At 70.4% G+C, this 25,344-nt stretch carries 27 protein-coding genes; 19 read left to right on the forward strand and 8 right to left on the reverse strand.

Annotated elements, in window-relative coordinates; all coding sequences use genetic code 11:
• Window positions 1-61: 61 nt before the first annotated feature.
• Window positions 62-496 (reverse strand): hypothetical protein, encoded by a 435-nt coding sequence (locus ACYQ78_RS27170; RefSeq protein ID WP_459803803.1) that lies wholly within the window; start codon window positions 494-496, stop codon window positions 62-64.
• Here ACYQ78_RS27170 and ACYQ78_RS27175 point away from each other — a divergent pair.
• Genes ACYQ78_RS27175 through ACYQ78_RS27210 form a run of 8 tightly spaced genes read left to right on the forward strand, consistent with a single transcriptional unit; the run spans window position 380 to window position 12,115 of the window.
• Entirely contained in the window at window positions 380-1,528 is a 1,149-nt protein-coding gene (locus ACYQ78_RS27175; RefSeq protein WP_459803801.1) for a hypothetical protein, read from the forward strand. The genes ACYQ78_RS27170 and ACYQ78_RS27175 overlap by 117 nt on opposite strands.
• Complete coding sequence (locus ACYQ78_RS27180; RefSeq protein WP_459803747.1) at window positions 1,525-5,286, forward strand: DEAD/DEAH box helicase; 3,762 nt, start codon at window positions 1,525-1,527, stop codon at window positions 5,284-5,286. The genes ACYQ78_RS27175 and ACYQ78_RS27180 overlap by 4 nt, the downstream gene beginning before the upstream one ends.
• Window positions 5,283-6,458: a hypothetical protein gene (locus tag ACYQ78_RS27185; RefSeq protein WP_459803748.1), complete on the forward strand. Its 1,176-nt coding sequence runs from the start codon at window positions 5,283-5,285 to the stop codon at window positions 6,456-6,458. Before ACYQ78_RS27180 ends, ACYQ78_RS27185 begins: the two co-directional genes overlap by 4 nt.
• On the forward strand, window positions 6,451-7,944 hold the full coding sequence (locus ACYQ78_RS27190; RefSeq protein ID WP_459803749.1) for a phospholipase D-like domain-containing protein: 1,494 nt from the start codon (window positions 6,451-6,453) through the stop codon (window positions 7,942-7,944). The genes ACYQ78_RS27185 and ACYQ78_RS27190 overlap by 8 nt, the downstream gene beginning before the upstream one ends.
• A 10-nt stretch (window positions 7,945-7,954) precedes the next feature.
• A complete protein-coding gene (locus ACYQ78_RS27195) occupies window positions 7,955-8,398 on the forward strand; it encodes a DUF4259 domain-containing protein (RefSeq protein WP_459803750.1) in 444 nt (147 codons plus the stop codon).
• Between the two features lie 3 nt (window positions 8,399-8,401).
• Complete coding sequence (locus ACYQ78_RS27200) at window positions 8,402-10,330, forward strand: BTAD domain-containing putative transcriptional regulator (RefSeq protein WP_459803751.1); 1,929 nt, start codon at window positions 8,402-8,404, stop codon at window positions 10,328-10,330.
• A gap of 10 nt (window positions 10,331-10,340) precedes the next feature.
• Window positions 10,341-10,997: a peroxiredoxin gene (locus tag ACYQ78_RS27205; protein ID WP_459803752.1), complete on the forward strand. Its 657-nt coding sequence runs from the start codon at window positions 10,341-10,343 to the stop codon at window positions 10,995-10,997.
• Entirely contained in the window at window positions 10,997-12,115 is a 1,119-nt protein-coding gene (locus ACYQ78_RS27210) for an NAD(P)/FAD-dependent oxidoreductase (RefSeq protein ID WP_459803802.1), read from the forward strand. Before ACYQ78_RS27205 ends, ACYQ78_RS27210 begins: the two co-directional genes overlap by 1 nt.
• Here the strand turns inward: ACYQ78_RS27210 and ACYQ78_RS27215 are convergent.
• The 5 genes from ACYQ78_RS27215 to ACYQ78_RS27235 all read right to left on the reverse strand — a co-directional run bounded on the left by ACYQ78_RS27215 (window position 12,112) and on the right by ACYQ78_RS27235 (window position 14,670).
• Complete coding sequence (locus tag ACYQ78_RS27215) at window positions 12,112-12,822, reverse strand: maleylpyruvate isomerase family mycothiol-dependent enzyme (RefSeq protein ID WP_459803753.1); 711 nt, start codon at window positions 12,820-12,822, stop codon at window positions 12,112-12,114. The genes ACYQ78_RS27210 and ACYQ78_RS27215 overlap by 4 nt on opposite strands.
• Window positions 12,776-13,303: an NUDIX domain-containing protein gene (locus ACYQ78_RS27220; protein ID WP_459803754.1), complete on the reverse strand. Its 528-nt coding sequence runs from the start codon at window positions 13,301-13,303 to the stop codon at window positions 12,776-12,778. The genes ACYQ78_RS27215 and ACYQ78_RS27220 overlap by 47 nt, the downstream gene beginning before the upstream one ends.
• A 9-nt stretch (window positions 13,304-13,312) precedes the next feature.
• Entirely contained in the window at window positions 13,313-13,990 is a 678-nt protein-coding gene (locus tag ACYQ78_RS27225; RefSeq protein WP_459803755.1) for a hypothetical protein, read from the reverse strand.
• A gap of 1 nt (window position 13,991) precedes the next feature.
• A complete protein-coding gene (locus ACYQ78_RS27230) occupies window positions 13,992-14,150 on the reverse strand; it encodes a hypothetical protein (RefSeq protein ID WP_459803756.1) in 159 nt (52 codons plus the stop codon).
• Window positions 14,151-14,289: 139 nt separating this feature from the next.
• Window positions 14,290-14,670 carry a nuclear transport factor 2 family protein gene (locus ACYQ78_RS27235; protein ID WP_459803757.1) on the reverse strand — a complete coding sequence of 127 codons (381 nt, stop codon included), beginning with the start codon at window positions 14,668-14,670 and terminating at the stop codon, window positions 14,290-14,292.
• A gap of 56 nt (window positions 14,671-14,726) precedes the next feature.
• On the opposite strand from ACYQ78_RS27235, the gene ACYQ78_RS27240 reads away from it, so the two are divergent.
• The 6 genes from ACYQ78_RS27240 (at window position 14,727) to ACYQ78_RS27265 (ending at window position 18,960) form a co-directional block, all read left to right on the forward strand.
• Entirely contained in the window at window positions 14,727-15,074 is a 348-nt protein-coding gene (locus ACYQ78_RS27240) for an ADP-ribosylation/crystallin J1 (protein WP_459803758.1), read from the forward strand.
• On the forward strand, window positions 15,071-15,712 hold the full coding sequence (locus ACYQ78_RS27245; protein ID WP_459803759.1) for a class I SAM-dependent methyltransferase: 642 nt from the start codon (window positions 15,071-15,073) through the stop codon (window positions 15,710-15,712). The genes ACYQ78_RS27240 and ACYQ78_RS27245 overlap by 4 nt, the downstream gene beginning before the upstream one ends.
• 6 nt (window positions 15,713-15,718) lie before the next feature.
• Window positions 15,719-16,729, forward strand: coding sequence for a Dyp-type peroxidase (locus ACYQ78_RS27250; RefSeq protein ID WP_459803760.1), 1,011 nt, complete (start codon window positions 15,719-15,721; stop codon window positions 16,727-16,729).
• Window positions 16,726-17,529, forward strand: coding sequence for a family 1 encapsulin nanocompartment shell protein (locus ACYQ78_RS27255; RefSeq protein WP_459803761.1), 804 nt, complete (start codon window positions 16,726-16,728; stop codon window positions 17,527-17,529). The genes ACYQ78_RS27250 and ACYQ78_RS27255 overlap by 4 nt, the downstream gene beginning before the upstream one ends.
• A gap of 86 nt (window positions 17,530-17,615) precedes the next feature.
• The gene (locus ACYQ78_RS27260; RefSeq protein WP_459803762.1) at window positions 17,616-18,248 is read left to right on the forward strand and encodes a response regulator transcription factor; all 633 of its coding nucleotides are present in this window, start codon (window positions 17,616-17,618) and stop codon (window positions 18,246-18,248) included.
• A gap of 58 nt (window positions 18,249-18,306) precedes the next feature.
• Window positions 18,307-18,960, forward strand: a complete 654-nt coding sequence (locus ACYQ78_RS27265; protein WP_459803763.1) for a hypothetical protein — start codon at window positions 18,307-18,309, stop codon at window positions 18,958-18,960.
• 31 nt (window positions 18,961-18,991) lie between these two features.
• Here ACYQ78_RS27265 and ACYQ78_RS27270 read toward each other — a convergent pair whose 3' ends face one another.
• Window positions 18,992-19,924 (reverse strand): oxidoreductase, encoded by a 933-nt coding sequence (locus tag ACYQ78_RS27270; RefSeq protein ID WP_459803764.1) that lies wholly within the window; start codon window positions 19,922-19,924, stop codon window positions 18,992-18,994.
• 82 nt (window positions 19,925-20,006) lie between these two features.
• Between ACYQ78_RS27270 and ACYQ78_RS27275 the strand changes: the two genes are divergently transcribed.
• The gene (locus tag ACYQ78_RS27275) at window positions 20,007-20,534 is read left to right on the forward strand and encodes a TetR/AcrR family transcriptional regulator (protein ID WP_459803765.1); all 528 of its coding nucleotides are present in this window, start codon (window positions 20,007-20,009) and stop codon (window positions 20,532-20,534) included.
• Window positions 20,535-20,558: 24 nt separating this feature from the next.
• On the opposite strand, the gene ACYQ78_RS27280 is transcribed toward ACYQ78_RS27275, so the two are convergent.
• Window positions 20,559-21,293, reverse strand: coding sequence for a GntR family transcriptional regulator (locus ACYQ78_RS27280; protein WP_459803766.1), 735 nt, complete (start codon window positions 21,291-21,293; stop codon window positions 20,559-20,561).
• A 189-nt stretch (window positions 21,294-21,482) separates the two neighbouring features.
• Here ACYQ78_RS27280 and ACYQ78_RS27285 point away from each other — a divergent pair, with 189 nt between their 5' ends.
• From ACYQ78_RS27285 to ACYQ78_RS27300, 4 genes are read left to right on the forward strand one after another with little or no spacing between them, the layout of a single operon-like run.
• Window positions 21,483-22,658 carry an ABC transporter substrate-binding protein gene (locus ACYQ78_RS27285; RefSeq protein ID WP_459803767.1) on the forward strand — a complete coding sequence of 392 codons (1,176 nt, stop codon included), beginning with the start codon at window positions 21,483-21,485 and terminating at the stop codon, window positions 22,656-22,658.
• Complete coding sequence (locus tag ACYQ78_RS27290) at window positions 22,658-23,506, forward strand: ABC transporter permease (RefSeq protein WP_459803768.1); 849 nt, start codon at window positions 22,658-22,660, stop codon at window positions 23,504-23,506. Before ACYQ78_RS27285 ends, ACYQ78_RS27290 begins: the two co-directional genes overlap by 1 nt.
• Window positions 23,494-24,288 (forward strand): ABC transporter permease, encoded by a 795-nt coding sequence (locus tag ACYQ78_RS27295; RefSeq protein ID WP_459803769.1) that lies wholly within the window; start codon window positions 23,494-23,496, stop codon window positions 24,286-24,288. The genes ACYQ78_RS27290 and ACYQ78_RS27295 overlap by 13 nt, the downstream gene beginning before the upstream one ends.
• Window positions 24,285-25,343 (forward strand): ABC transporter ATP-binding protein, encoded by a 1,059-nt coding sequence (locus tag ACYQ78_RS27300; protein WP_459803770.1) that lies wholly within the window; start codon window positions 24,285-24,287, stop codon window positions 25,341-25,343. Before ACYQ78_RS27295 ends, ACYQ78_RS27300 begins: the two co-directional genes overlap by 4 nt.
• The last annotated feature ends 1 nt before the right edge of the window (window position 25,344 follow it).

Here is a 25,344-nt window from a genome sequence, read left to right on the forward strand (position 1 = left end):
GTAGCGGAAGTTTGGTTCGCGGCGATTTGTGCTCTGCTAGCGTCTCCTGCGTTCGGGGCTCCTACTGAGCTTTCCCGGAAGGGTTCGCGTGGATTCGCTTCCTCCCAACGCCGCCAGATTTCTCGGAATCGAACGCGGTGAAATCACCTTCGGTGAAGGCTCTCCCGCCGAGCAGGCCGTCGCCTTCTTCGCGGAGAAACTGGTTCCCGAGGTCGTGGCGCGGTCGTTCGCCGATGGCGGGCGTCGTCCGAAGGGGCCGGTCGACCTGCTGGTCAGCCTGTCGGGGCATTCGCCGCTGACCACGATCATCTCTTACGAGGTGCTGAAGCCGCGCCGGGTGCTCATTCTCTCTTCGACCGGTGCCGTTGACAGCGTGAATGTGATCAAAGCTCATCTCCATGGACGTCGCGGCCTGAAATATGCCGATGTCCTGCACCGAATGTGTAATCCGACTGATCCGCGAGAGATTTACCGGATAGTCAAGGAAGAACTGCATCAAATCGGGGACGCCTCCCCTTACGCGGTGATCGACATCACCGGTGGGCGCAAGGTGATGACCGCCGCTGCGGCCCTGGCCGCCTGGCAACTGCGTCTCGACATCGGGTACGTCGACAGCGACTTCGACCCGGAGCTCCGCCGGGTGGTGCCCGGATCCGACCGGTTACTCCTGCTGGACAACCCGATCTCGATCTTCGGTGACCAGGAGATGCAGGCGACGCTGGAGCTGTTCCGTACGGGCGCCTTCGCCGAGGCCGCCCGCCGCTACGGCGAACTCGCCACGACTCTGCACGAGCCGGCGCGGGCCCGCTTCATGAAGACGCTCGCCGAGCTCTACCGCGCCTGGTGCGACCTCGACCTCGAGCACCTGCCCGGACACATGGCCGCCGTCCGTGACCTGCTCGACCACGAGCGCAGCCTGCTCGCACCCGACACGGTCCGGCGGATCGAGGAGCAACTGGGGTTCCTCGACCGGCTTCACGCCGGAGATCCCATGGCGTTCGTCCTCTGCTTCTACGTGCTCGGCCTCCACTACCTCGAGATCGGCCGGCTCGACTTCGCCGTCCTGTTCTTCTACCGGGTCATCGAAGGTTGCCTGGCCGGGCGCCTGGAGTCGCGGGCCGAGGGTTTCCACTGCGACAAGCCCGACTACTCGCTGCTCACCGGGGACGCCGACGCCTTGATCGCCGAGTGCCAGACCATCTGGGGTGGGCTCGGCCGCGCGGACTCGCCCGTGACGCTGCCGCCGAAGGTCGCGCTCATGTGGGCCGCAGTGCTGCTCACGGCCCTTGGTGATCCGCTGATCACCAAGGCGGGGCTCGCCGGAACGAAGGCCCTGTCGCATCTGGACCGGGTGGTGGGGGCACGCAACCGCTCGGTACTGGCGCACGGACACAAGAGAGTCACCGAAGACCAGATGAGGGAGCTGCAGGCGAAGGCCAAGCTGGTGCTCAGGGCCTATCTGAAAGGCCAGGAGAGGGACGCGGACGCGCTGTGCGCGCGCCTGACCTTCCTCCGGACCGACCGTTGACCCTCAGACCGCCGGAGGGATGGCGTACCGGCAGGATCACCGGGCTCAGTGAGGTGGCGGCCCGGCTCGGTCCGATCGTCCTGTCCCACTACCCGCAGACGGCGTACGACCCCGCCGCCATCGAAGTGGAGCTCCGTGACGGCGCGGTTCTCACGGGTGCTCCCGGCGGACGCCGGCTCAAGCTCGTCGGCGTGCGGAACACCGTCGAGCTGAGGGTGCGACCGGGCGAGAACAGCCAGTTACCGATCACCGTCGTCCACGATGTGACCGAGACCGTCCTGCCGCCGAGGGAGGGCTGGTTCACCGCCGACCTCAGGATCCGGTCGATCCACGAGGAGACGCCCTGCGACATGGCGTCCGTCTGGCGGGTGCTCGGGGTGAACGGTCCGGGTGCGCGTCCGGCCCGGGTCGGGCTGCCCGACGGCCGGTCGGAGCGGCTGCTCGGCCGCCACTACGGTCCGCTCCAGGAGCTGCTGAACCTGCTCAGGACCCGGGCCAAGCATGAGGTCGTCACGGCCGAGTGCACGGTCGTTCGGGTACTGCCGGGGTCGGGGCGGCTGGAGGTGAAGATCACCGGCAAGGCCGCCGACTTCGACGGCGCTCCGGTCAAGGCCGCCTGCGGGAACGTCTCGTGGGAGACGCGGGTGTCCGACGTCCACCACCGCGACGCGCTGATCGAGGGGCCCGCCCTCCGTCCGGGCAGCGTGGTGACCCTGACCAAGTCGGCCCGGTTCGACCTGGCGCAGCACGAGACGGCGCTGCGCCGGTTGGTCACCGGTGACGTGACGGGCGACTGGACCTCCCTGGCCACGCTCATGACCGGCGGCGAGCTGGGGCGGCCCGACGGGGCGCTGGCGCCGGGCCGGTTCTTCGCCGACGAGGAGGGTTTCCTGCTCCACCCCGCTCAACGCGACGCGGTCCGGGGAGCGGTGAGCGCTCCGCACGCCTACTTCGTCAAGGGCCCGCCCGGCACCGGCAAGACCACGGTGATCTGCGAGATCATCCGCCAGCTGGCCGCCCGGGGCGAGCGCGTGCTGCTGGTGGCGCCCAGCCACATCGCCGTGGACGAGCCGCTCCAGCGGGTCGGCGGCAAGCCCGGCATCAGGGCCATCCGGCTGAGCCACGACGAGCAGAAGGTGCACGAGGAGACCCGCCGCTACCTGCCCGACCGGCTGGTGGCCCTGGGCGCCGTCCGGGTCCGCCGCCGGGAGACCAGCCGGGCGGCCCAGTGGAGGGCTGAGGTGGAGTCCATCGACACCGAAATCGCCCTCCGCGCCTCGCTCGGGCGGGAGGGGGAACGGCTGGCCGATCTCCTGGCGGCCAGCGGCCGGGCCGAGAGGGAGGCCGGGCAGCTCGGCGAACAGGCGCGCCGCATGGCCGAGGGCGACGACCCGGAGCTGGCCGAGGCGCAAGCGCGCCTCTTCGAGGCGGAGACCGCGCTGCGCGAGGAGGAGGCGGCGCAGGAGGCCGCCGCCGCCCAGCTGCGGCTGCTCTACGCCACCGCCGACGAGCTGCGCCGGGTCGTCGCGTCGGTGATCTCGACCACCGACATGGCGGTCCAATGGGAGAGACGGCTCTCCCAGCTGCGCACCCATCTGTCCGGCCGGCTGGCCAGGATGAACTCCCATGACATCCAGCTCGGCAGGCTCGGCTACCACGACCTCCGGCGGGACATCGGTCAGGCGGAGGCGACGGTGAACGTCCACCGTGCCCGGGCGGACGAGCTCCAGGAACGGATCACCGAGCTGGGCGGCGGCCCGGTCGCCGGCTTCTTCGGCACTCCCAGCATGGAGGAACGGGCACTCAGGGAGCAGCGGGACGAGGCGCGCCGCCTCCTGAAAGCCTGGAACGGCCACCTCCAGCGGTTGCATACGCAAAGGGCGCAGATGGCCTACGAGCTGCCCTATGTCGTGGGCTCCTACGAGCGGGCCGCCGCCGACGTCGGGGAGACCGAGCGGGAGATCGCCGAGGCGGAGGCCAACCTCGGGGCGCTGCACCGCTTCTGGCTCGCCGACGTCGCCGTCCTGGACGGCAGCATCCTGTTCTGGCCTCCGGACGGTGACGCCTCCTCGCTGCACACCATCCGGATCCCGGCGCCGCTGGAGATCCTCGAAGTGCCCACTCTGCCGCCCTTCCTGGCGTTCTCCAGAGTCGCCCAGGTCCGCGACTCCATCGCGAGTCACCAGCGGAGGCCGGGAACGCTTTTCGGACTCCGCTCGGCACGGGCCGAGCGCGCGACCGAACTCAGCAGGCTGATGGGAAGCGCGGAGACGCGGAAGGCCGCCCTGCGCGACCGGCTCGACGCGCTCGCCCGGTCGCGCGAGCAGCTGGAACAGGACCTCCAGCGGCAGCGGGCCGTCATGGCGGAGGCCGCCGCCCGCGTCGAGCGGGTGCCGAACCCGGCGGAGCGGCAGGCCGAGCTCACCGCCCGCAGGGAGTTCCTCGTCCTCGCGATCGACCTGGAGGACCGCTGGTGCGAGCTGGTCCGGGACATCGACGACGAACGGATCAGCGAGGACGTCCAGCTCTCCTACACGCGATCGGCCAACCTCGTCTGCGCCACGACCGCCGGCATCGCCGGGCGCGGTAGCGAGATCGCCGGCTCGGCCGACTTCGACACGATGATCCTCGACGAGGCCAGCAGGGTCACCGACACCCAGTTCCTCATCGGCGCCGTCAGGGCCCGGCGCTGGGTGCTGGTCGGCGACGAGCACCAGCTCCCGCCCCACGTCGGCAACGAGGACGAACGCTTCCTCCACGCTCTGGTCGCCCTCGACCGGCACGACAGGGAGGGCTCCGGCGTCAGGGAGGCGGTCGAGCACCTGGCCGCCTCCGTGGAGTCGGACGAGGAGATCAGGAAGATCCGGGTCGACGACGTCGCCACCTACGCCACCTCCCTCCGCGACTGGGAACACCTCTACCGCGACGGCTTCAAAGAGGCTCGCCGCCGGACCAGGGAGACCACCAGGAAACGCGCCGGGAAGAACGTCGAGACCGACGTCGACCGCGCGGTCCTGCTGAGCATCCGCGACCACTTCGTCCACAGCCTGTTCGAGCGCCGTACCGGCCAGCCCGCCCTCACGACGGCGCTCGACATCCAGTCGCGCATGGTCGATCCCATCGCCTCCCTGGTCAGGGACACCGTCTACGACGGCGCCTACCGAACGGCCCAGACGGGCCGGGTGCCGGTGCCGCTGACCACCACGACCTTCACCGCTCCCGTGGTGTTCCTCGACACCAGCGCCCACGCGACCGCGCTGCAGCAGCAGGTCGGCACCGGCTACGTCAACGAACTGGAGGCGACGTGGGTGGTGAAGGCGTGCCAGGAGTACGAACGCCACCTCCGGGTCACCGACCCGGAGGGCGCACCGGTGTCCGTCTCCGTGCTGGCCATGTACAAGGCCCAGGCCGATCTCATCTGGAAGAGGCTCGGCGGTCCGGCGTTCCCGCAGTTCCGGCGTCTGGCGTTCACCCGGGTCGTCCCGGTCGACCGCAGTCAGGGCCAGGAGAGCGATCTGATCATGCTCAGCTTCACCCGCGCCAGGACGGGCGCCAGGCCGGGGTTCGCCGCCTGGCTGCAGGACCTGCGGCGGCTCAATGTCGCCTGCACCCGGGCCAAGCGGGCGCTGGTGCTGGTCGGTCACCGCGACACGCTCTCCCGGCTCGGCCCGGGCCCGGCGCAGGGGTTCTACAAGAACCTGTTCGAGCAGCTCGATGGGCCTGACCCCGCCTTCCAGCAGATCCGGGACCTGACGTGACGGCCGGCTACACGGTCGAGTGGGCCGACCACGTGCCGACCCCGAAGGACGGCGAGATCGTGGTGGCCGAGGCGCTGCTCCCGATGCTCTTCTGGCGGGGGCTGGAGATCCGCCGGGTCACCGAGGTACCGCTGGCTCCGGTCGAGCGGTTCCTGCTGGAGGCCGTCGGCCGCGTCCGGACGCTGACGGCCGCGCTGGTCACCGAGGTCACCGACCTGTCGGCCGAGACGGTGGCCGCCGTCGCCGACGGGCTGACCGAGCCGGGCCTGCTGACCAGGGAGCACGACGGCTGGCGGGCCGAGCCCGGCCCGATCGCCGACGCCCTGGAGCGCGGCACACTTCACCTGAGCCAACGGGACACCTGCTCGATCGTCTTCCTGCCGCACTCCGAGGAGGCGGTCGCCTTCGGCGCTCCCCTACAGGGAAGGCGGCGCCGGAGCGGGCCGCTGTCGGTGCCCTCCGATCCTCCCGACGCCGACCTGGCCCCCCTCGACCCAGCCCACGTCGGCCGCCCGGTCCCCGCCTTCCTGAACGATCTCCTCGACCAGGGACTGATCGCCCGTCTCGACGGCATCGCCGAGTTCGCCACCGGCGCCGACGACCCCTTCCTCCCCGCCACCGCCCTCGCCTACCGGGCGAGCGGCGTTGTTCGGCGCACGGCACCCGAGGTCGACCTGCGCATCCATTCGGGCCAGGAACCGACCCGCCTCGATCTCACCGGTGCCACCGCCCTCACCAATCATTGGCGCCGGATGGCGGGTTTCGCCGAAGACCCCCCGGGGCCGGGGTTGATGGCGGCCGCCCTGGGCTGCGCCGCCGACGACCTGACGGTCGGCGAGGTCGTCGCGGGCCGCCGGGAACTCCTCCTATCGGAGAAAGCGGCCCGCGCCGTGGCCGAAAGGCACAGCCTGGACACCCGGGGCGGCTTCCACGTCCGCGACGAGCTCTCGATCATCGCGATCGGCGTGGTCTTCCGTCCCGCCGACGGCGAGGCCGAAGCGTTGTTCGCCCTCGACCGGGCCGCCGCGAGGGTCGGAAAGGCAAGGAAATTCGAGGCCGTCTGCGCCGAGTTCGGCGTGACCCAAGAGGCACTGACCGACCGATTGTGGCAATTGTCGCGATACGACACCATCTACGCCCTGCGTGAGGATGAGGACTTCCGCTATGACTGATCGGATCGATCTTGGCGAGATCCGTCTCGACGGCGGCTACTTCCTGCGCCGCGACGGCCGGACCGCGCCGTTCGCCCCACTCCCAGACGAGGGCGACTACGGCCACCTGGTCACTTACCGGAACTCCCCGCCGACGATCCGGGCCGCCCTGCTCGACCTGGTCCGGACCGCCCGTCGCAAGGTCTTCGTGGCCAGCTGGTTCATCGGCGATGCCGAGCTCACGCAGGCGCTCATCGAGGCGGCCGACCGGCTGCGCGGCGGCGTCTACGTCATCTCGGCCATCGACTCGGGCAGCCTCCGCCGGGGACTCAAAGGCTTGGAGGAGGCCGACAACCGTGACGCCGCCGAACACAAGCGGTTCGACGAACTCTGCAAGGCCGGGATCCGCGTGCGCGGTCACGAGAACTGCCACGCCAAGTTCGCCGTCGCCGACGACGAGGTGGCCGTCGTCACCAGCGCCAACTTCGTCACCCGCGCGTTCAAGGTGACCGGCGAGTCGGGCGTGGTCGTCCGCGACCCCCGGCAGGCGGAACGGCTGGGCCGCCTGTTCGCCCGGCTCTGGCACGAACGCTGCACCTGGGAGCTCCCGCTCGTGCCGCGCGACGGCCTCTACACCGCGGGCGGTCACACGCCGCGGAAGTGGCCGGGGAAGGTCGTCCAGCCCGGTCTGGAACCCGGTGTCATCTGGACCGACGACGACGAACACCACATCCGACGCCATCTCCACGACATCATCGGTGGAGCCCGGGAAGACCTCCTTCTGGCCACCTGGAACCTCAACGCGTCGGGCGACCCCGGCCTGCTGCTCGACCCGGTCAGGGCGGCGGCCGAGCGCGGCACCCGGGTGAGGATCCTGGTCCGGGCCTTCCCCGACCGTGCGACGCACCGGGCCGAGGCAACCGCCCTGGTGGAAGCGGGCGCCGAGGTGTACGCCGACACCGAGACCCATGTCAAAGGCGCGTTCGCCGACACCGACAAGGGCGCCCTGTTCTCCGCCAACTTCGACGCCGAGCACGGCATGACCAGCGGAGTCGAGGTCGGCTGCCGTCTCGACGGCAGCCCCGCTCTCGCCATCGCGCGGAGGTTCCTCGATCACATGATGACCGGCGCGGACACGGACTTCGTCGTCGATCCCCGCCAGCGTGACCTGCACGACCGCATGGACCGCCGTTGTCACTGGCACCTGGTGTGGCCGCTCGCCCGTGAGATCGAGGTGGCCGCCGACGATCACGACTGGCGGGAGTTCACCCTGCAGAGCGCCCGAGGTCCGGTCCTGTACGTCGGCGGCGCACCCCGGATCGATCTGCTCACCAACGGGGGCCGCTGGAGTCTGGTCCCCGGAGAGAGGTACACGCTGAGCCGATCCCAGAAACCCGCCGTTGATCCACACAGACAGCTGGAGAGCTGGTTCGGCCGCAAGGGGGAGGGGCCGCACGGCATCTGCCCCGCCGTCCTGGTGCGTGGAACCGTCGGGGGCCTCCGGTAGAACTACGCCCATGGGAACCTGGGACATCGGGCCGTTCGACAACGACTCCGCCGCCGACTGGTGCGGAAAGCTCAACGCCACCCCCGCCGCCGACCGCCCCGCCCTCCTCCGCGCTGCCCTCACCGAGGCCGTCACCAGCGTCGACTACCTCGACGAAGACCAGGCCGTCCCGGCCATCGTCGCCGCCGCGATCGTGGCCGCCCACCACGGCGGCCCGCCGATCACCTCCGCCTACGCCCCGGCCTTCCTCCGGAACGGCGAGCCCCTCCCGATCGACGCCGACCTGCCGTCTCTCGCGGTCAGGGCGCTCGATCGGGTCACCGCCGACAGGTCGGAATGGCGGGCGCTCTGGGAGGAGGCGGGTCACTACCCGCAGGCGGTGGCCGTCGTCGACGGCATCCGTGCGGTGCTGTGGCACCATTCGGAATGTCCTGGTGGTCACGTTCCAAGGTGAGTTGTGATTGATTTCCGCGTTGACGTGTTCGGTGGCTTCCAGGTCAGGGTCGGTGATCGGCTGATCGCGCCGGAATCCTGGTCGCAGCGTAAACCGGCCGCCCTCGTCAAGCTGCTGGCGCTCGCCCCCGGCCACCGTCTGCGCCGTGAACAGATCACGGACGTCCTCTGGCCCGACCTCGACCAGCGGGCCGCCGCCGCGAACCTGCGCAAGGCGCTGCACTCCGCCCGCCGGAGCCTGGCCGAGGACAACCTGATCCTCTCGGCGGGAGACCTCCTCTGCCTCCCGCCGGAGGGGCTGAAGGTGGACGTCACCGCCTACTGGTCGGCCCGCCGCAACGGGCGGCACGCCGAGGCGATCGACCTCTATCGTGACGGTCTCCTGCCGGAGGACGTGTACGAAGACTGGGCCGCCGCGCCCAGGGAGGAGCTGCGGCTCGACTGGCTCGCCGCGGTCGAGGAGTACGCCGGGCTGCTGGAGTCGGCGGGCGAGCTCAACGAGGCGGCGCGAATGGTGCAGCTGATCGTCGCGGAGGAGCCGCTCGCGGAGCGGGCGCACGCCTGGCTGATGCGCCTCTACACGCTGGCCGGGCGGCGCGACGACGCCCGGCGTCAGTACGCCCGCCTCAAAGACGTCCTCCACGACGAGCTGGGGGTCGAGCCGCAGCCCGAGACGCAGCGCCAGTACGCCGAGATCGGCGCCGACCACGACCCCGCCCTCACCACCGATCTCTGGGAGAAGGTCGGTGACCTGCGGGTGCAGTCGGGTGACCCCGCCGGGGCGGTGAAGGCCTACGGCCAGGCGCTCGCCACGGGGCGCATCCACCGCAAGACCGCCGCCGCGTGGCTGATGCAGCACGTGCCGGACGAGGCCGAGCGCCACCTCGACGCCGCCGAGCACGACGACCCCGACGCCGCGGAGATCGGGCGTCTCATCTGCCTGCGGGCCAATCTCGCCTGGGAGCGCGGGGATCTCGTCACCGCTCACCTGCTCGCCGAGAAGGCCCACGCCATCGCGCTGCACGACGGTGACTCCGCCGACGTCGCGGCGGCGCTGGAGGCGCTCGCGTTCGTCTCCCACGTCCAGGGGAACTGGCGGCCAGGGCTGCACGCGCAGATCGAGGGGCTGGCCGGGGTCTCCCTCGGGGTCAGGGTGGCGCGGCTGTGCGACTTCAACCACTGTCTCGGCCAGTACCAGCTCTACGGCGACGCCTTCTCCGGCGACGTCGAAGACTACGCGCGGCAGACGCTCGCCCTCGCCGAGCGGGCCGACGCGATCCCCGCCCAGGCGTTCGCCTGGTGCCTGCTCGGTGAGTCGCTGCTGCTCAGAGGCGACTTCGACGAGGCCGAGGCGTGTCTCGAACGCTCCTGCGAGCTGTACGCGCCCCTCGGCAGCCGATCGGTCGCCCTGCCGTGGCTGCGGCGGGCCGAGGTCGCCGCCTGCGTGCACGCCCACGACGAGGCCGCGGCCCATCTCAAGCGGGCGCGGGCCATCGCGATGGTCACGCCGATGGCGCGGCACGCGTGGGCCCGGCTGCACGCCACCGCCGCGCTCGCCGCCATGGAGCGCGGCGACCCCGGCGACGTCATCAGGGCGGTGCGGGCCACCCAGAACGCCGCCGCGCGGCACGGCGACTGCGCCACGTGCAGCGCGCTGCTCAATCCCGTCGGGGCACAGGCGTTCGCGCTGGTGGGGGACCGCGAGGGGGCGTACACCCTCTTCGAGGCGGCGAGCCGGCTGGCCGGATCGTTCGAGAGTTCCGCCTGGAGCGCCATGGCCGAGTCGGCGGCGGGGAGCGTGGCCCTCATCGACGGCGACCACGCGAAGGCCGACGCGCACTTCGGCGCCGCAGCCGGGCTCTACGACCGGGCCGGGCACGCCCACTGGGCGGCCAGGACGCGAGGGAACGTTCAGGGAACGCGGGCTCCGTAACGTCTTCCCCATGACTTTGAGCATCGGCAGCACCGCACCCGACTTCATCGCCGCGACCACCGACGGCGCGATCGGCTTCCACGACTGGATCGGCGACTCCTGGGCGGTGCTGTTCTCGCACCCGAAGGACTTCACCCCGATCTGCACCACCGAACTCGGCTACATGGCCCGGATCAAGCCCGAGTTCGACCGGCGCGGGGTGAAGATCATGGCGCTCTCGGTCGACCCGGTCGACAGGCACGCCGCCTGGGCCGCCGACATCGAGGAGACCCAGGGGGTGGCGCCCAACTATCCGATGATCGGCGACGCCGACTACACCGTGTCCAAGGCCTACGGGATGCTCGGCGCCGACGTGAGCGGCGACCCCGCCGACCGGACCGCCGCCGACAACCAGACGGTGCGCGGGGTCTTCGTGATCGGCCCCGACAAGAAGATCAAACTGATCATGCTCTACCCGATGACGACCGGGCGCAATTTCGACGAGATCCTGCGCGTCATCGACTCGCTCCAGCTCACCGCGGCGCACAAGGTGGCCACTCCGGTGAACTGGCAGCAGGGCGACGACGTGGTGATCGCCGGGTCGGTCTCCAACGACCAGGCCAGGGAGCTGTTCGGCGGGTGGGTCGAGCCCAAGCCGTACATCCGCATCGTCCCGCAGCCCAAGTGATGCGCGTCCTGGTGCTCGGGGCCGGGTTCGGCGGTCTCGAACTGACCACCCGGCTCTCCGAGGCGCTCGGCGAGGCCGTCGACGTCACCCTGATCGACAAGGCCGAAGGCTTCGTGTTCGGCTTCTCGAAACTCGACGTGATGTTCGGCCGGACCGTCCCCGACGCCGTCGTGCACCGTTATGAGGGCCTGGTCAAGCCGGGTGTACGTCTGGTGCGCACCACCATCAGAACCGTCGACCCGGCCACCCGGCGGGTCGAGACCGACGCCGGGACGTTCGAGGGGGACGTCCTGGTGATCGCCCTCGGCGCCGACCTGGACCCCGCCGCCACGCCGGGACTGGTCGAGGCCGGGCACGAGTTCTACACCGTCCCGGGCGCGTTCGCGGTGCGCGACGTGCTCGCCGGGTTCCAAGGTGGGAGGGTGGTCGTCGGGGTGACCTCGACGCCGTTCAAGTGCCCGCCGGCGCCCAGCGAGACGGCCCTGATGCTGCACGACCACCTGGTCGCGCGGGGCTTGCGCGAGAAGTCGGAGATCTCCCTCGTCATGCCGCTGGGCACGCCCATCCCGCCCTCTCCCGCCGCCTCCGGCGCGCTGCTCGACGCGTTCGCGGAACGGGGGATCGGCTGGTACCCCGACCGGCTCGTCCGGGAGCTCGACCCCGACCGGCGCGTGGCGGTGCTCGCCGGCGGCGAGGAGATGCCGTTCGACCTGTTCCTCGGGGTGCCGAGGCACCGGGCCCCCGAGGCGGTCGCCGGGATGTGCGTCGACGGCTGGATCCCGGTCGACCCGCTGACCCTGGAGACCGCGTACCCCGGCGTCTACGCGGTCGGCGACGTGACCAGCGTCGGGACCCCCAAAGCGGGGGTGTTCGCGGAAGGCCAGGCCGCCGTGGTGGCCGACCGGATCATCGGTTCCGCCGCGACCTACGGCGGGACCGGGATCTGCTACATCGAGTTCGGGAAGGAGACGGTGGCCCGGGTCGAGGTGACGTTCCGCAGCGGTGAGCGCCCGCACGGGCGGTTCGACGACGCGTCCACGGCATATGCGAAGGACAAGGAGGAGTTCGGGTCGAGCCGGGTCAGGCGCTGGTTCGGGCGGGAATGGACGACGGTCTAGAACCGGGCGCGCTCCCGCCACGACGCCCAGACCGTCTCGTCGCCGAAGACCTCCAGACCGTCGTCGCCACGGTTGACCAGGGCGAGGAACAGGTCTGCGGCGCTTCCCTTGACGGCCACGTCGCCCTTGCCGTGTCCCGTCTCCCACGTCACCCGGCCCTCCTCGCCGTGGATCATCCACTCGCCCGCCACGTCGGTCGTGTGCAGGTGGACGCTCACGCCCGGGTCGAGCGTCTGCCGGGAGGCGGCGACGGTGTCGATCCACTCCTCGATGCCGTCCACGGCCAGGTCGGCGGCCAGTTCGTAGGGCTGCCCGAGGGCCAGGGCGGCGTCCGCCCGGTGCACGGTCGCCTCGTGGAGGCGGCGGCGGACCCACCACTCCGCCGGGCGGGGGCCGAGGAACGTCCACACCTCCGTCGCGGCGCCGACCGAGGCGATCGCGTCGGCCAGGACGCCGGGACCGCCGAGGAGCCAGGCGGTCTCACCGTCGACGGGCGGCTTTCCGTCGCGCACGTCGCGGGGGTCGAGGAGGCCCTCCACCCGGTCGGAGATGATCTGGGCGGACCATCGGTCGCCCCGGCCGACGTGGCGGAGGAGCTGCTTCAGGCTCCAGCCGGGGCAGGTCGGCACGGGGGTCGCCGGGTCGGCGGCGCGGAGGAGGTCAGCGAAGCGGGAGTTCTGGTCGATCAGGGCGCTCATGTGGTCCATGGGCACGATCATCCCCGGTCGGCTCGCCGTCCGACAGGAAGAGCAGGCCGGAACCGGTATGCCGCAGGGTGGCGCCGATCCGGCGGGCCAGCGGCGCGCCCGTGAGGGGAGCCACCTCGTCGAGGGCGACGAACCGCACCTCGGCGATCTCGGCGTCGTGGAAGTGGATCGCGGCCAGGTCGTCGGGGGTCAGACGCCCGCCGTCGAAGAGGAAGGCCAGCAGGGGGCGCAGGCTGCGGTGCACGTCGATGCTGAGCAGGTCGCCCACCGGGCGGTCGAGGCCCAGCTCCTCGAACAGCTCCCGCCGGGCCGCCGCCGCGGGCGTCTCCCCGCCGTCGACCTCGATCACGCCGCCGGGGATGTCCCATTCCTCTTTGTACGTCGTCCGCACCAGCAGGACCCGGCCCGCCTCGTCGGTGAACAGGACACCGGCCGCGCAGACGGCGACGGGGAGGGCGGCATACCAGGCGGGGAGTTCCACCGGCCGACTCTACAACCGCTGCCACGGGTGGACCCCGGCGTCCAGCACGGCCCTGTCGCCCAGCGGGCGGGACAGGTCCACGGTGAACGGGGTGCGCGGATTGCCCTGGCAGGTCACCGCGTCTTCCTGAAGCATCCGGACCGCGACGACGATCCGGACCTCCTCGTCGGTCTCCTCCAGATCGACGAGCGTGATCCGGCCGGTCGCCGGTCGGCCGCTCGCGCACTCGACCTCCGTCACCCACAGATTCAGCTTGTCGCCCGAGGCCGACGCGACGGCGACCTGGGCGTCACCATGGCCGGGGACGACCCGGCGCAGGGCGCACTGGGCCGACATCCGCAGATTCCACGCGTTGTCGCGGCCGTAGCGTTCGACCAGCAGGTAACGGTGGGTCCGCAGCTCGCCGAAGTGCCGGACGGGCGGCACGAGGTCGCCGATCAGCGCCACCCGGTCGGCCGTCTCCTCGACGATGTGCCACGACTCCAGGTCTTCCGGGGCGCGCACCTCGCCACCCTTGAGCGCCGCCTGCCCGTGGGGGCCCAGCTGCGTCGCGGGGGGACCGGTGAGCCCGGCCATCGGGACGACCTCACCGCCACACGCGTAGGTGTGGTCGGGAGGGGGCTCTGCCGTGACGGGTTCCGCGCCGCAACCGGTCAAGAGGAGGAGCAGGGCGAGGGTTCGCTTCATGTCAGGCGTATCCCGGATGGGTGCGGGCGCAGTCGGAGCAGCGGGTCTCGGCGGAACGCTCCAGGTTTCCGGAACTCGCCCATAACGGCTGCCCGGGGCCGATGCGCTGCCACACGCCGTGGGCGGGTGCGAGCACCTGGCCCCATTCCCGCGTGAACACCTCCGGAGGCGGAAAGTGCACGCACGCATCTGGCAGGTGGGCGAAACCGTTCGGGGAAATCAGAATTTCGGGCGGCGGTATGGTCCGGACCGGAATTCCGTTACAGGAACAGCCCTCTCCGATGATGAGTTCGCATCTGTCACACCTGTTTCTCGACATATCCGGGATTATCCGTCATATGCCAGTAGTCGCGTGTCTCGACGGCAAGTCCGTTCTCGTCGAAGCGCACGAAAACGCATCCGGCCAGATGGCCCTCCTCGGCATGGACGAGAAACTCGATCGCCGCCGTGTCGCCGTCGACCAGCGGCTCGCCGAACTTCACGTCGAGCACGACCTCCTCGGAGAACGACCACGTCAGATACCTCTTCAACTCCTCAAGCCCCCGGTGCGGCTCGCGGAAGGGCATCGAGCGGTGGACGATGCCCGGGGCGTACAGAGAAAGGAGCAGTTCGACGTCGTGAGTGGCCCAGCCGGCCTGCCAGGTGCGGGCGAAGCGGAGCGCGGATTCCCTGATGGTCACCCGTCGAAGCCTAAATGGGCGCGCCGCCCCGCAGCGTTCACGACAAAATAGGGCGTATGCGCACATTGACCCTGTGGCGTCCCACCGGCCCCGAGGAACTGGAGCTGGTGCGCCGGTCGGGCTTCACCGCGTGGCCCCCGAGGCTGCCCGAGCAGCCGATCTTCTACCCGGTCCTCAACGAGGACTACGCCATCAGGATCGCGCGCGACTGGAACGTCCCGGCCTCCGGCGTCGGCTACGTCACCCGGTTCGAGGTGGACGCCGAGTTCGCCGCGCGCTACCCCGTTCAAAGGGCGGGGGGCGAGACCATCCTCGAACTGTGGGTTCCGGCCGAGGAGCTCGACGAGTTCAACCGGCACATCGTCGGGCCGATCGAGGTCGTGCACGAATTCCGCCCCGCATGAGGCTGCTCGGGCCGGCCGAGCTGGACGCCTCGCCCGTGGTGGCGAACATCGCCATGAACCGGGGCAGGCGGCTGGCAAGTTACTCCCGCGAGCTCGGCCTCGACCTGGCCGGGCTTCTGCCGGGCTCGTCGTGGCTCGACCTGTGCTGCGGTGAAGGACACGCCCTCGCCGAGGGCGCGATGCTCGGTGCCGACGTCACCGGGGTCGATCTGGTCGATCACTTCGCGGTCCGGCCGGGGAAGAACCTGGAGCTGGTCGTCGCGGCCATCCCCGGCTGGCGGCCCGAGCGGGCATTCGACCTGGTCACCGTCGTGCACGGCCTTCACTACGTCGGCGACAAGCTGAGGGCGCTCACCGAGATCGCCGGGTGGCTGACCGGGCACGGCAGGTTCGCGGCCAGCTTCGACGTCGCCTCCGTCGAGACGCCCTCGCGCCGGAAACTGCTGGCCACGCTCAGGAGCGCGGGTTTCGTGTACGACCCCAGAAAAAAACTCATCACGCGCACCGGCCCCGGCACGATCGAGCTCCCCTATGAATATCTGGGTGCCGACGACAGGGCCGGGCCCAACTACACGGGCCAACCGGCCGTCCTCTCCCACTACCGACCGCACGAACCCGTGACCCGAAAAGGAGATTGACCGACCATGTCACCGGCGACCCCTAGCGGGGTGGACGACTATCGCAGCGGGGTGCAGGCGGTCCTGGGCTCACTCAGCCCGGCGGCCATCTTCATCGTCGCCACGATCAAGCCGACCGGCCACCAGGCCGTCAAGGACCTGGGCGAAGACCTCGCCGGGCTGCTGCGCACGGTAGGGTTCCGGTCGCTGGACCCCGGGCTGTCGTGCGTCCTCGGGTTCGGGTCGCAGTTCTTCGACCGGCTCTACCCGGGCGTGCCGAAGCCGCGGGGGCTCCACCCGTTCAAAGAGATCAGGGGCGCCCACTATGCGCCGTCGACCCCGGGCGACCTGCTGATCCACATCCGGGCCAACCGGCAGGACCTCTGCTTCGAGCTGGCCGGGATCATCATGGACCGGCTCCGCGACGCCGTCGCGAGCGCAGACGAGGTGCACGGCTTCCGCTACTTCGACGCCCGTGACCTGCTCGGATTCGTCGACGGCACGGAGAACCCGACCGGGGACCTGGCCCTCGACTCGGTGCTCATCGGCGACGAGGACGCCGACTACGCAGGCGGTTCCTACGTCCTGATCCAGAAGTACGTCCACGACCTGACCGCCTGGAACGGCATCTCCACCGAGGAGCAGGAGAACGTCATCGGGCGGCGCAAGCTCTCCAACGTCGAGCTCGACGACGACGTGAAGCCGTCGAACGCGCACAACGCCCTCACGGTCATCGAGGTCGACGGCAAGGAGCTGAAGATCCTGCGCGACAACATGCCGTTCGGCAACGCCTCGCAGGGGGAGTTCGGCACCTACTTCATCGGCTACGCCCGCACGCCCGACGTGATCGAGCGCATGCTGACCAACATGTTCATCGGCGATCCGCCCGGCAACTACGACCGGATCCTCGATTTCTCCACCGCGCTCACCGGTTCGCTGTATTTCGTCCCCTCAGGTGCCTTTCTGGAAGACCAGCCGGAGCCCGTGCAGTCGGGCCGGCTGATCATCGGCGACCTCAAGGGAGTTCCGCAGACATGAACAACCTCCACCGGGAACTGGCCCCGATCTCCGACGCCGCCTGGGCGCAGATCGAAGAGGAGGCCACCCGCACCTTCAAGCGTCACATCGCCGGACGGAGGGTGGTCGACGTCCACGGGCCCGGTGGGACCGAACTGTCGGCGGTCTCGACCGGCCACACGACCCCGATCTCGTCGCCGTCGCCCGACGTGCAGGCCCGGCAGCGGGAGGTGTCGCGGCTGGTCGAGCTGCGCCGCCCGTTCGAGCTCGACCGCGAGGCGATCGACGACGTCGAGCGCGGGTCGAACGACTCCGACTGGCAGCCGGTCAAGGACGCCGCCGCCGCGCTGGCCATCGCCGAAGACCACGCCATCTTCGGCGGCTACGACGCCGGTCACATCTCCGGCGTCATCCCGCTGAGCGCGCACGCGCCGCTGGTGCTCCCGGGCGACGTGCGCGCCTACCCGGACGCCGTCGCCCAGGCCCTCGGCATCCTGCGGATGGCCGGGGTCGACGGGCCCTATTCGGTGCTGCTGAGCGCCGACGCCTACACGGGCGTCGCCGAGACGGCCGACCACGGATATCCGGTGCTGGAACACCTTCAACGGCTGGTGTCGGGCGACATCGTCTGGGCTCCGGCCATCTCGGGCGCGGTCGTGCTCACCACTCGGGGCGGCGACTTCGACCTGCACCTCGGGCAGGACGTCTCCATTGGATATCTGAGCCACACCGACACGACGGTGACGCTCTATCTCCAGGAGTCGTTCACGTTCCTGCCGTTCACCGCCGAGGCCGCCATTCATTTGACCACGGGCAATTAGTTCTTCGGCAATTATTGACATGTCATGCCGTACCCACCAGTATTGCCCGGACGAGGCGGGGGCCACAGCTTTAAACACGGGGAGACATGCGGGTATTCGTCGTGGACGAAGATAGGCAGACGGCGGCGGACATCGAAGCGGCGCTGGTGAAATCAGGTTATTCGGTCACGGTCGGACCCGACCGGACGGCCGTGCTCGGATATGACGTTGTGTTTCTCGGTGTGGGAGCCGACGACGGGGCAGAGGCGTGCCGGGAGATCAGGCGGACGAGCGACGTCCCCATCATCGTTCTCTCCGCCCGCGACAACGGGGCCGAACGGGTGCGCGGCCTGCGGGCGGGAGCAGACGACTACCTGGTCAAACCCGTGTGCATGGAGGAATTGGAAGCGCGAATGGAGGCCGTGCTGCGGCGCTCGCGCGGCGGCAAGACCGACGTTCTCCAGGCCGGTGACATCCAGATCGACGCGAAACGTTATCTGGTCTGGCGCGACGGCCGGAATGTGCCGCTGACACCGAAGGAGTTCGCGTTACTGCGGCGGCTCGTGCAGACACCCGGCGAGGTCGTCACCAAGCAGGCGTTATTGCTGGAGAACTGGAAGGACCTGAGCAGGTCGGCGGCGCGTACTCTCGACGTCCACATCGCGCACCTGCGGGCCAAACTGGGTGAGCCCAATGTCGTCGAAACGGTGCGCGGCGTCGGCTACAGACTGGTGCCCTGATAAAGACTGGCAGTTATTGCCAGGAGCGGTCCAACCGCCGATGCGATAGATCTCTCCCATGAGAAAGAAGCCGTTTCGGCTGTTAAGCGCTCCACTGCTCGCCCTCACGATGGTCCTGTCCGTCATGAGCTCGCCCGCGAAGGCCACGGACACCGACCCGGTGCTCGCCCTTCAGTGGGAGCTGGCCCGCACCACGTACACCCTGTTCGAGAGCCTGAACCACCCCAACCCGGCCATCGGGCGGGCCGCGCGGTCGCAGAGCATCTCGGTCGACATCGCGGCCCCCCGCGACGAGGTGTTCGCGATCTACTCGAACTTCGAGAACCACATCGGCGCCAACCCGCTGCTCCAGCGGGTGGTCGTCCACTCCGACACGACCACCGCCGGGGTCCGGACCATCAACCAGACCGCGGTCGAGAACACGCCGCTCCAGCCCGGACTGCCGGCGACGCCGATCAACACGCACGCCCAGCAGCGCATCAACGCGGCGGGCTACTTCTACGAGGTCGACTCGTGGACCCTGCCCAACGTCGTCACCCACCAGACGATCACCTTCACCGACCTCGGTGAGGCCGGGACCCGGGTGACCGAGAACCTGACGTTCGAGGCCAGCGTCCTGCTGATCGACTACACCGTCTCCCAGGGCGTCATGGCGCACCAGGGCATCCAGTCGGTGTTCAAGAGCCGCATCGAGAGCGGTTACTACAGCTAGTCCTCGGCCGCGCTCGTCCTGGCGGCGTCCGTCAGGACGAGCTCGCCGATCTGCCCTGGCGGGCCAGGTCGTACACGACGCCGGTCAGCCGTTCCGACTCGGCCCACAGCCGTCGCCGGACGCCGGCGTCATATGACTCCGGGCTGGACGTGATGCGCTCCGGGTGGCCGGTGAACTGGGATCGGCCCGGCGGGCCGTAGAACTCGCCGCCCCGCACCGACGGGTCGACCGCCGCCCGCACCGCCGCGAGCGCGCCGACCTCCGGGTCCTGCATCAGCCACCACGTCACCGGCCGCAGGGCCGGGCGCATCATGACCCGGACGAACGGTGACATGTCGCGGCCGAACTCGGTGCGGGCGTTGCCCGGATGGGCCGTCACCGAGAGGGTCCCGGCGCCCGCCTCGGTGAGCCGCCGGTGGAGTTCGTAGCCGAACAGGAGGTTGGCCAGCTTCGACTGGAAGTAGGCCTTCTGGTAGTCGTACCGGCGCTCGAAGTGCAGGTCGTCGAAGTTCATGGTGCCGCGCCGGTGGCCGATGCTGCTGACCGTCACCACCCGCGAGCCCGGCACGGACAGCAGGCGGTCGAGCACCAGGCCGGTGAACGCGTAGGTGCCCAGGTGGTTGGTGGCGAAGGTGAGCTCCCAGCCCTCGTCGGTCACGGCGTGGCGGGGGCGGATGCCGCCCGCGTTGTTGATCAGCAGGTCGATCCGTTCTCCCGCGAGCTCTCCGGCCGCCGACCTGATCGAGGCCGGTGAGGCCAGGTCGAGGATGAGCACCCGCGCCCGGGGCGAGCCGAGCCGGGCCAGCGCCCGCCGGGCCCTCGACGGATCGCGGCAGGCCATGACCACGCTCGCGCCCTTCTCCGCGAGGAGGCGGGCGGCCTCGTAGCCGAGGCCGGTGTTGGCGCCCGTCACGACGGCCGTGCGGCCGGTCTGGTCGGGGATGTTCGAGGCGGTCCAGCGCATGGTGGTGTCCCCCTAGAATCGGGATGAGCGTCCCGTTTCGACTATACGGGACGGGTATCCCGTTTGTCGACGAGGGGGAAGCATGCGCGCGGACGCCCAGCGCAACCGGGCCAGGGTGCTGGCCGTGGCGGCCGAGATCTTCGCTTCGGAGGGGCTGTCCGTGCCCGTACACGAGATCGCCCGCAGAGCGGGGGTCGGCACGGGCACCGTCAGCCGCCACTTCCCCACCAAGGAGGACCTGTTCGCGGCCGTGCTCCTCGACCGGATGAGGGAGCTCAGCGAGCGGGCCGACGCGCTGACCGGCCGTCCCGGCGCGTTCTTCGCCTTCTTCGCCGCCCTCGTCCGCGAGGGCGCGACGCATCGGGGGCTGGCCGAGGCGCTGGGCGGCGCCGGTTTCGACGTGGACGCCGCGGCCGCCCGGGCCGGCTACGACGTGAGCGCCCGGCTGCGCGCCCTGCTCGCTGCCGCGCAGGAGGCGGGGGAGGTCCGGCCCGGCATCACCTTTCCCGACGTCAAGGCCCTGATGGCCGGGTGCCTGACGGCCGACCCGGCCGACCCGTCCGCCCTCGACCGCCTCATCGACGTGGTGTCCGGCGGGCTCCGCCCCTGACCTGGTCGCGGCGGCCTAGTACACCTAGTCCTGCGGGTGCACCGCGAGGGCGCCCGCCGCGTTGCGGATCGCGAACGTCACGCTGCCGGCCCGGTAGCGGTCGTCCGACCACTCCGCCGGGCGCCCCTCGCGCGTCGTCGTCACCCGCCGCTGCCGCAGCAGCGGCCCGCCCCGCCGCACTCCGAGCAGGCGGGAGTCCTCCGTCCCGGCCGCGACGGCGTCGATCAGGTGCTCTCCGTACGCGAAGATCAGGCCCCTCGATTCGTACAGGGCCCGCGTGACCGAGTCGCAGTCGGCGGGCAGCCGCTCGACGGCGGGGGCGAGCCACCCCGCGTACACCGTTCGTTCCAGCAGGACCGCCGCGCCGTCGAGACTGCGTAACCGCAGCACGCCGAGCACCGGGTCGCCGGTGGCCAGCCCGAGCCGGGCCGCCTCGGCGGCGGTCGCCCCGCGACGGCGCTGGTTGAGGACCTGTCCGGTCACCTGGTGCCCGGCCGCCCGCGCCCACTCGGCGAAACTGTTCAGTACCGCGAAGTTCTGGCTGCGTTCGCGCCCGAGGACGACACGTCTGGCACCCTGGCGGGAGCCCACGAGCCCCTCGGCGGTCAGCACCGCGACGGCCTGGCGGACGGTTCCCCGCGCCACCCGGTGCCGGGTGGCCAGCACCGTCTCCGAGGGCAGCGGTGTGCCCACCGGGAGCTCACCGCCGAGGATGGCGGCCCGGAGCTCGTCGGCGATGCGCGCGTAACGCGGGTGCACGGCGGTCCCCCCAGCTGACTGTGTACAGGCAGGCTTCACCGTACGGTCCGGAAAACGTCCGGAAAAGTAGGTGTTTAGCCATTTGACGAATGGCCTCCGACTGTTCACCGTCAGGACAAGGGTGGTCGATCTGGTGTCCCTAGCTTGTTTGAACAAGTTAAGCGCACTTCGCTCCAGTGGGAGTTCATCGTGGTCTCTTCCCGAGTCCGTCTCACCGGCCTTGCGGCCGGTCTGCTGATCGCCGTCGCGGCCTGTGGGTCCGCGCCCGGTACCGAGGCAACCTCTACTTCATCGGCCGCCGCCTCCGGTGGCGCCGCCGCGGTCGACGCCAAGACCGCGACCTCCGCCGCCGACTTCGGCGGCATCGACAAGCTGTACGAGGCCGCCAAGGCCGAGGGCAAGCTGCACGTCATCGCGCTGCCCCCGGACTGGGCCAACTACGGCGAGATCCTGGCCGCCTTCAAGGCCAAGTACCCCGGCATCGAGATCGAGGAGGAGACCCCCGACGCCTCCTCCGCCGACGAGATCAACGCGGTGAAGACCCGCAAGGGCCAGGACCGCGCCCCCGACGTGCTGGACATCGGCCAGTCGTTCGCCTACTCGGGCGCCACCGAGGGCCTGTTCGCGCCGTACAAGGTCGCGACCTGGGACAAGATCCCCGCTGCCCAGAAGGAGGCCAACGGCCTCTGGGTGAACGACTACGGCGGCTACGTCTCGATCGCCTGTGACGCCAAGAAGATCGCGGCCTGCCCGCAGACCTTCGCCGACCTGCTCAAGCCCGAGTACAAGGGCAAGGTCGCCATGAACGGCAACCCGACCAAGGCCGGTTCGGCCTTCGCCGGCGTGTACGCCGCCGCCCTCGCCAACGGCGGTTCGTTCGACGACATCCAGCCCGGCATCGACTTCTTCAAGAAGCTCAAGGACGCCGGCAACTTCAACCCGGTCGAGACGACCCCGGCGACGATCGAGAAGGGCGAGACCCAGATCTCGATCGACTGGGACTACAACAACGCCGCCTACGCGCCGATCATGGCCGAGAAGGGCCTCGACTGGAAGACCGTCATCCCCACCGACGGCAAGTACATCTCCCTGTACGCCCAGGCCATCAACAAGGACGCCCCCCACCCGGCCGCCGCGCGGCTGTGGCAGGAGTTCCTCTACAGCCCCGAGGGCCAGAACCTGTACCTGAAGGGCTTCGCCCGCCCGGTGCTGCTGCCCGCGATGATCGCCGACGGGTCGGTCGACCAGGCCGCCTCCGCCGCCCTGCCGCCGGTCGACGGCGAGCCGACGTTCCCCACCGCCGACCAGGTCACGAAGGCGAACGAAGTCGTCGCCTCCGGCTGGGGCGCCGCGGTCGCCGGCTGATGACCGGCCCGGTACGTACCCGGCGCCGCGGAGGCGGCGCCGGGTGGCTGGCGGCGGCGCCTCTGCTCGCCGTCACGCTGATCGCCTTCGGCATCCCGGTCGTGGTGCTGGTCATCGGCGCGTTCTCGGTCAAGACCGGCGGGTTCGGGTTCGACAACCTGTCGGCGACGATGCGCGAGCCGTACATCGGGGCGCTGTGGAGCAGCGTCAAGCTGTCGGCCGTCGTCGCCGTCGCGGGCGCGATCCTCGGCGCCTTCCTCGCGCAGGCGGTGCTGACCTCGCGGTCCGGACTGCTGCGCGAGGCCGTGCTGACCGCCTCCGGTGTGCTGTCCAACTTCGGCGGGGTGCCGCTGGCCTTCATCTGGATCGCCACGCTGGGCAACTCCGGCGTGGTCACCGCCGCCCTCGGCCTCGGGTCGGGCGCGCTCTACAACTTCTGGGGCCTGGCCCTGGTCTACCTCTACTTCTCCGTACCGCTGATGGTGCTGGTCATCGCCCCGGCGCTCGACGGCCTCAAGCCGCAGTGGCGGGAGGCCGCGCAGAACAACGGCGCCTCGACCTGGCAGTTCTGGCGGATGGTCGGCATCCCGGTGCTCACCCCGTCGCTGCTCGGCGGCGCGGTGCTGCTGTTCGGCGGCGCGTTCGCCGCCTACGCGACCGCCGCCGCGATGGTCGGCGCGTCGGTGCCGCTGGTGACGCTCCAGATCGCCGACGCCCTCACGGGCAACGTGCTCATCGGGTACGAGAACATCGCCCTCGCGCTGTCCCTCGACATGATCGTGATCGCGCTGCTGGTGATGGCCGTCTACCTGCCGCTGCAGAAGAGGAGCTCCCGATGGCTGGCGTGATGTGGCGCCGGGTCACCCTCGGCGTGGCGGCGGTCTACTTCCTGGTGCCCCTGGCCATCTCGGTCTGGTTCACCGTCTACAACGAGTCGCAGGGCTTCTCCCTCGGCGCCTACGGCCGGATCGTCTCGGCCCCAGGCTTCGCCGAGAGCCTGGTGAAGTCGCTCCTGCTCGGCGCCGCCGTGATCGTGCTGGTCCTGCTCCTGACCCTGCCCGCTCTTCTGGCGGTACGACTGGGGGCACCCGGCCTGCGCCCGGTGCTGGAGACGATCACGACGCTGCCGCTGATCGTGCCCCCGATCACCTACGTGGTCGGCATCGCCAACGCGCTGCGCGGCGGCACCGACGCCCTGGCGGCCACGCCGTTCTGGCAGACCCTCATCTCCATCCAGGACGAGAACTTCCCCGTCGTCCTGGTCCTGGCGTACGTCATGCTCGCGCTGCCGTTCGCCTACCGTTCGCTGGACACCGGCCTGCGGGCCATCGACGTGCGCACCCTCGTGGAGGCGGCCCGGAACCTGGGCGCCTCGTGGCCGTACGTGCTGTTCCGGGTGATCCTGCCGAACCTGCGTTCGTCGGTGGCCAGTGCGGGCTTCCTCAGCCTGGCGCTCGTCATGGGCGAGTACACGATCGCCGCCCTGATGGGCTACCGCACGTTCCCGGTCTGGATCGTCACCATCTCCGGCAACGACGGCCAGCTCTCGGTGGCGCTGTCGGTGCTCAGTCTCGGCCTGATCTGGCTGCTGTTGCTCACCCTGTCCGGGGCGGGAAGGAAAGCGAAATGACCGTTGAACTCCGTGAGCTGCGCCGTTCGTTCGGCGGCGCGGTCGCCCTCGACGGACTCAGCCTGACCATCGAACAGGGCGAACTGATCGCCTTCCTCGGCCCGTCGGGCTGCGGCAAGACGACCGCGCTGCGCTGCGTGGCCGGTTTCGAGCGCCCCGACACCGGCGCCGTCCTCATCGACGGCGCCGACGTCACCCGGGTCCCCGCCAACCGGCGCGACGCGGGCATGGTGTTCCAGAGCTACTCGCTGTTCCCCAACCTGAACGTGCGCGACAACGTGTCGTTCGGCCTCCGGGTCCGGCGCCGCCCTGCCACCGAGCGCCACGACCGGGCCTCCGAGCTGCTGGAACTCGTGGGTCTCGGCGGCTTCGGCGACCGCTACCCGCACCAGCTGTCGGGCGGCCAGCAGCAGCGCGTGGCTTTGGCCCGCGCGCTGGCCCTCCAGCCGAAGGTGCTGCTGCTCGACGAGCCGCTGTCGGCCCTCGACGCCAAGGTCCGCGTGAGCCTGCGCGAGGAGATCCGCCGCCTCCAGCTCGAACTCGGCATCACCACGATCTTCGTCACCCACGACCAGGAGGAGGCCCTGTCGGTCGCCGACCGGGTCGCGGTGCTGAAGTCGGGCCGGTTGGAGCAGGTCGGTTCCCCCGCCGAGGTGTACGACCGCCCGGCCACCCCGTTCGTGGCCGAGTTCGTCGGCACGATGAACCACCTGCCGGGCCGCGTGTCCGGGGAGACGGTCGAGGTCTTCGGCCAGATCCTCCCCCTCGACGGCACGGCCCCCGGCGAGGAGGTCGACGTCCTGGTCCGCCCGGAGGCGGTGCGGGTCGCCCCGTCCGACGAGGGTCGCGGGTTCATCCTCGCGTCGTCGTTCCGCGGCTCGATCGCCCGGCTCCGCGTCCAGCTCGACGACGGCGGCGAGGTCCTCGCCGACGTACCGGGCCACGAGGCCGTCCGCCTGGCCCCCGGCCTGAAGGTCGACGTCACGCTGGTCGAACGCCCGGTCCTGACGGCCCAGCGCACCGCAGTGGCGGCCCCGGTCGAGCCGGTGTCCTGAG

It is taken from the genome of Herbidospora sp. RD11066 (genome assembly GCF_054661255.1).

What these genes read in the sequence shown, in the direction of transcription:
- ACYQ78_RS27295 (WP_459803769.1), top strand. Translation starts at nt 23,494, where the DNA reads ATGGCTGGCGTGATGTGGCGCCGGGTCACCCTCGGCGTGGCGGCGGTC.
- ACYQ78_RS27210 (WP_459803802.1), top strand. Translation starts at nt 10,997, where the DNA reads ATGCGCGTCCTGGTGCTCGGGGCCGGGTTCGGCGGTCTCGAACTGACC.
- ACYQ78_RS27255 (WP_459803761.1), top strand. Translation starts at nt 16,726, where the DNA reads ATGAACAACCTCCACCGGGAACTGGCCCCGATCTCCGACGCCGCCTGG.
- ACYQ78_RS27195 (WP_459803750.1), top strand. Translation starts at nt 7,955, where the DNA reads ATGGGAACCTGGGACATCGGGCCGTTCGACAACGACTCCGCCGCCGAC.
- ACYQ78_RS27240 (WP_459803758.1), top strand. Translation starts at nt 14,727, where the DNA reads ATGCGCACATTGACCCTGTGGCGTCCCACCGGCCCCGAGGAACTGGAG.
- ACYQ78_RS27300 (WP_459803770.1), top strand. Translation starts at nt 24,285, where the DNA reads ATGACCGTTGAACTCCGTGAGCTGCGCCGTTCGTTCGGCGGCGCGGTC.
- ACYQ78_RS27225 (WP_459803755.1), bottom strand. Translation starts at nt 13,990, where the DNA reads ATGAAGCGAACCCTCGCCCTGCTCCTCCTCTTGACCGGTTGCGGCGCG.
- ACYQ78_RS27190 (WP_459803749.1), top strand. Translation starts at nt 6,451, where the DNA reads ATGACTGATCGGATCGATCTTGGCGAGATCCGTCTCGACGGCGGCTAC.
- ACYQ78_RS27290 (WP_459803768.1), top strand. Translation starts at nt 22,658, where the DNA reads ATGACCGGCCCGGTACGTACCCGGCGCCGCGGAGGCGGCGCCGGGTGG.
- ACYQ78_RS27275 (WP_459803765.1), top strand. Translation starts at nt 20,007, where the DNA reads ATGCGCGCGGACGCCCAGCGCAACCGGGCCAGGGTGCTGGCCGTGGCG.
- ACYQ78_RS27270 (WP_459803764.1), bottom strand. Translation starts at nt 19,924, where the DNA reads ATGCGCTGGACCGCCTCGAACATCCCCGACCAGACCGGCCGCACGGCC.
- ACYQ78_RS27250 (WP_459803760.1), top strand. Translation starts at nt 15,719, where the DNA reads ATGTCACCGGCGACCCCTAGCGGGGTGGACGACTATCGCAGCGGGGTG.
- ACYQ78_RS27170 (WP_459803803.1), bottom strand. Translation starts at nt 496, where the DNA reads ATGCAGTTCTTCCTTGACTATCCGGTAAATCTCTCGCGGATCAGTCGG.
- ACYQ78_RS27205 (WP_459803752.1), top strand. Translation starts at nt 10,341, where the DNA reads ATGACTTTGAGCATCGGCAGCACCGCACCCGACTTCATCGCCGCGACC.
- ACYQ78_RS27260 (WP_459803762.1), top strand. Translation starts at nt 17,616, where the DNA reads ATGCGGGTATTCGTCGTGGACGAAGATAGGCAGACGGCGGCGGACATC.
- ACYQ78_RS27215 (WP_459803753.1), bottom strand. Translation starts at nt 12,822, where the DNA reads ATGGACCACATGAGCGCCCTGATCGACCAGAACTCCCGCTTCGCTGAC.
- ACYQ78_RS27265 (WP_459803763.1), top strand. Translation starts at nt 18,307, where the DNA reads ATGAGAAAGAAGCCGTTTCGGCTGTTAAGCGCTCCACTGCTCGCCCTC.
- ACYQ78_RS27245 (WP_459803759.1), top strand. Translation starts at nt 15,071, where the DNA reads ATGAGGCTGCTCGGGCCGGCCGAGCTGGACGCCTCGCCCGTGGTGGCG.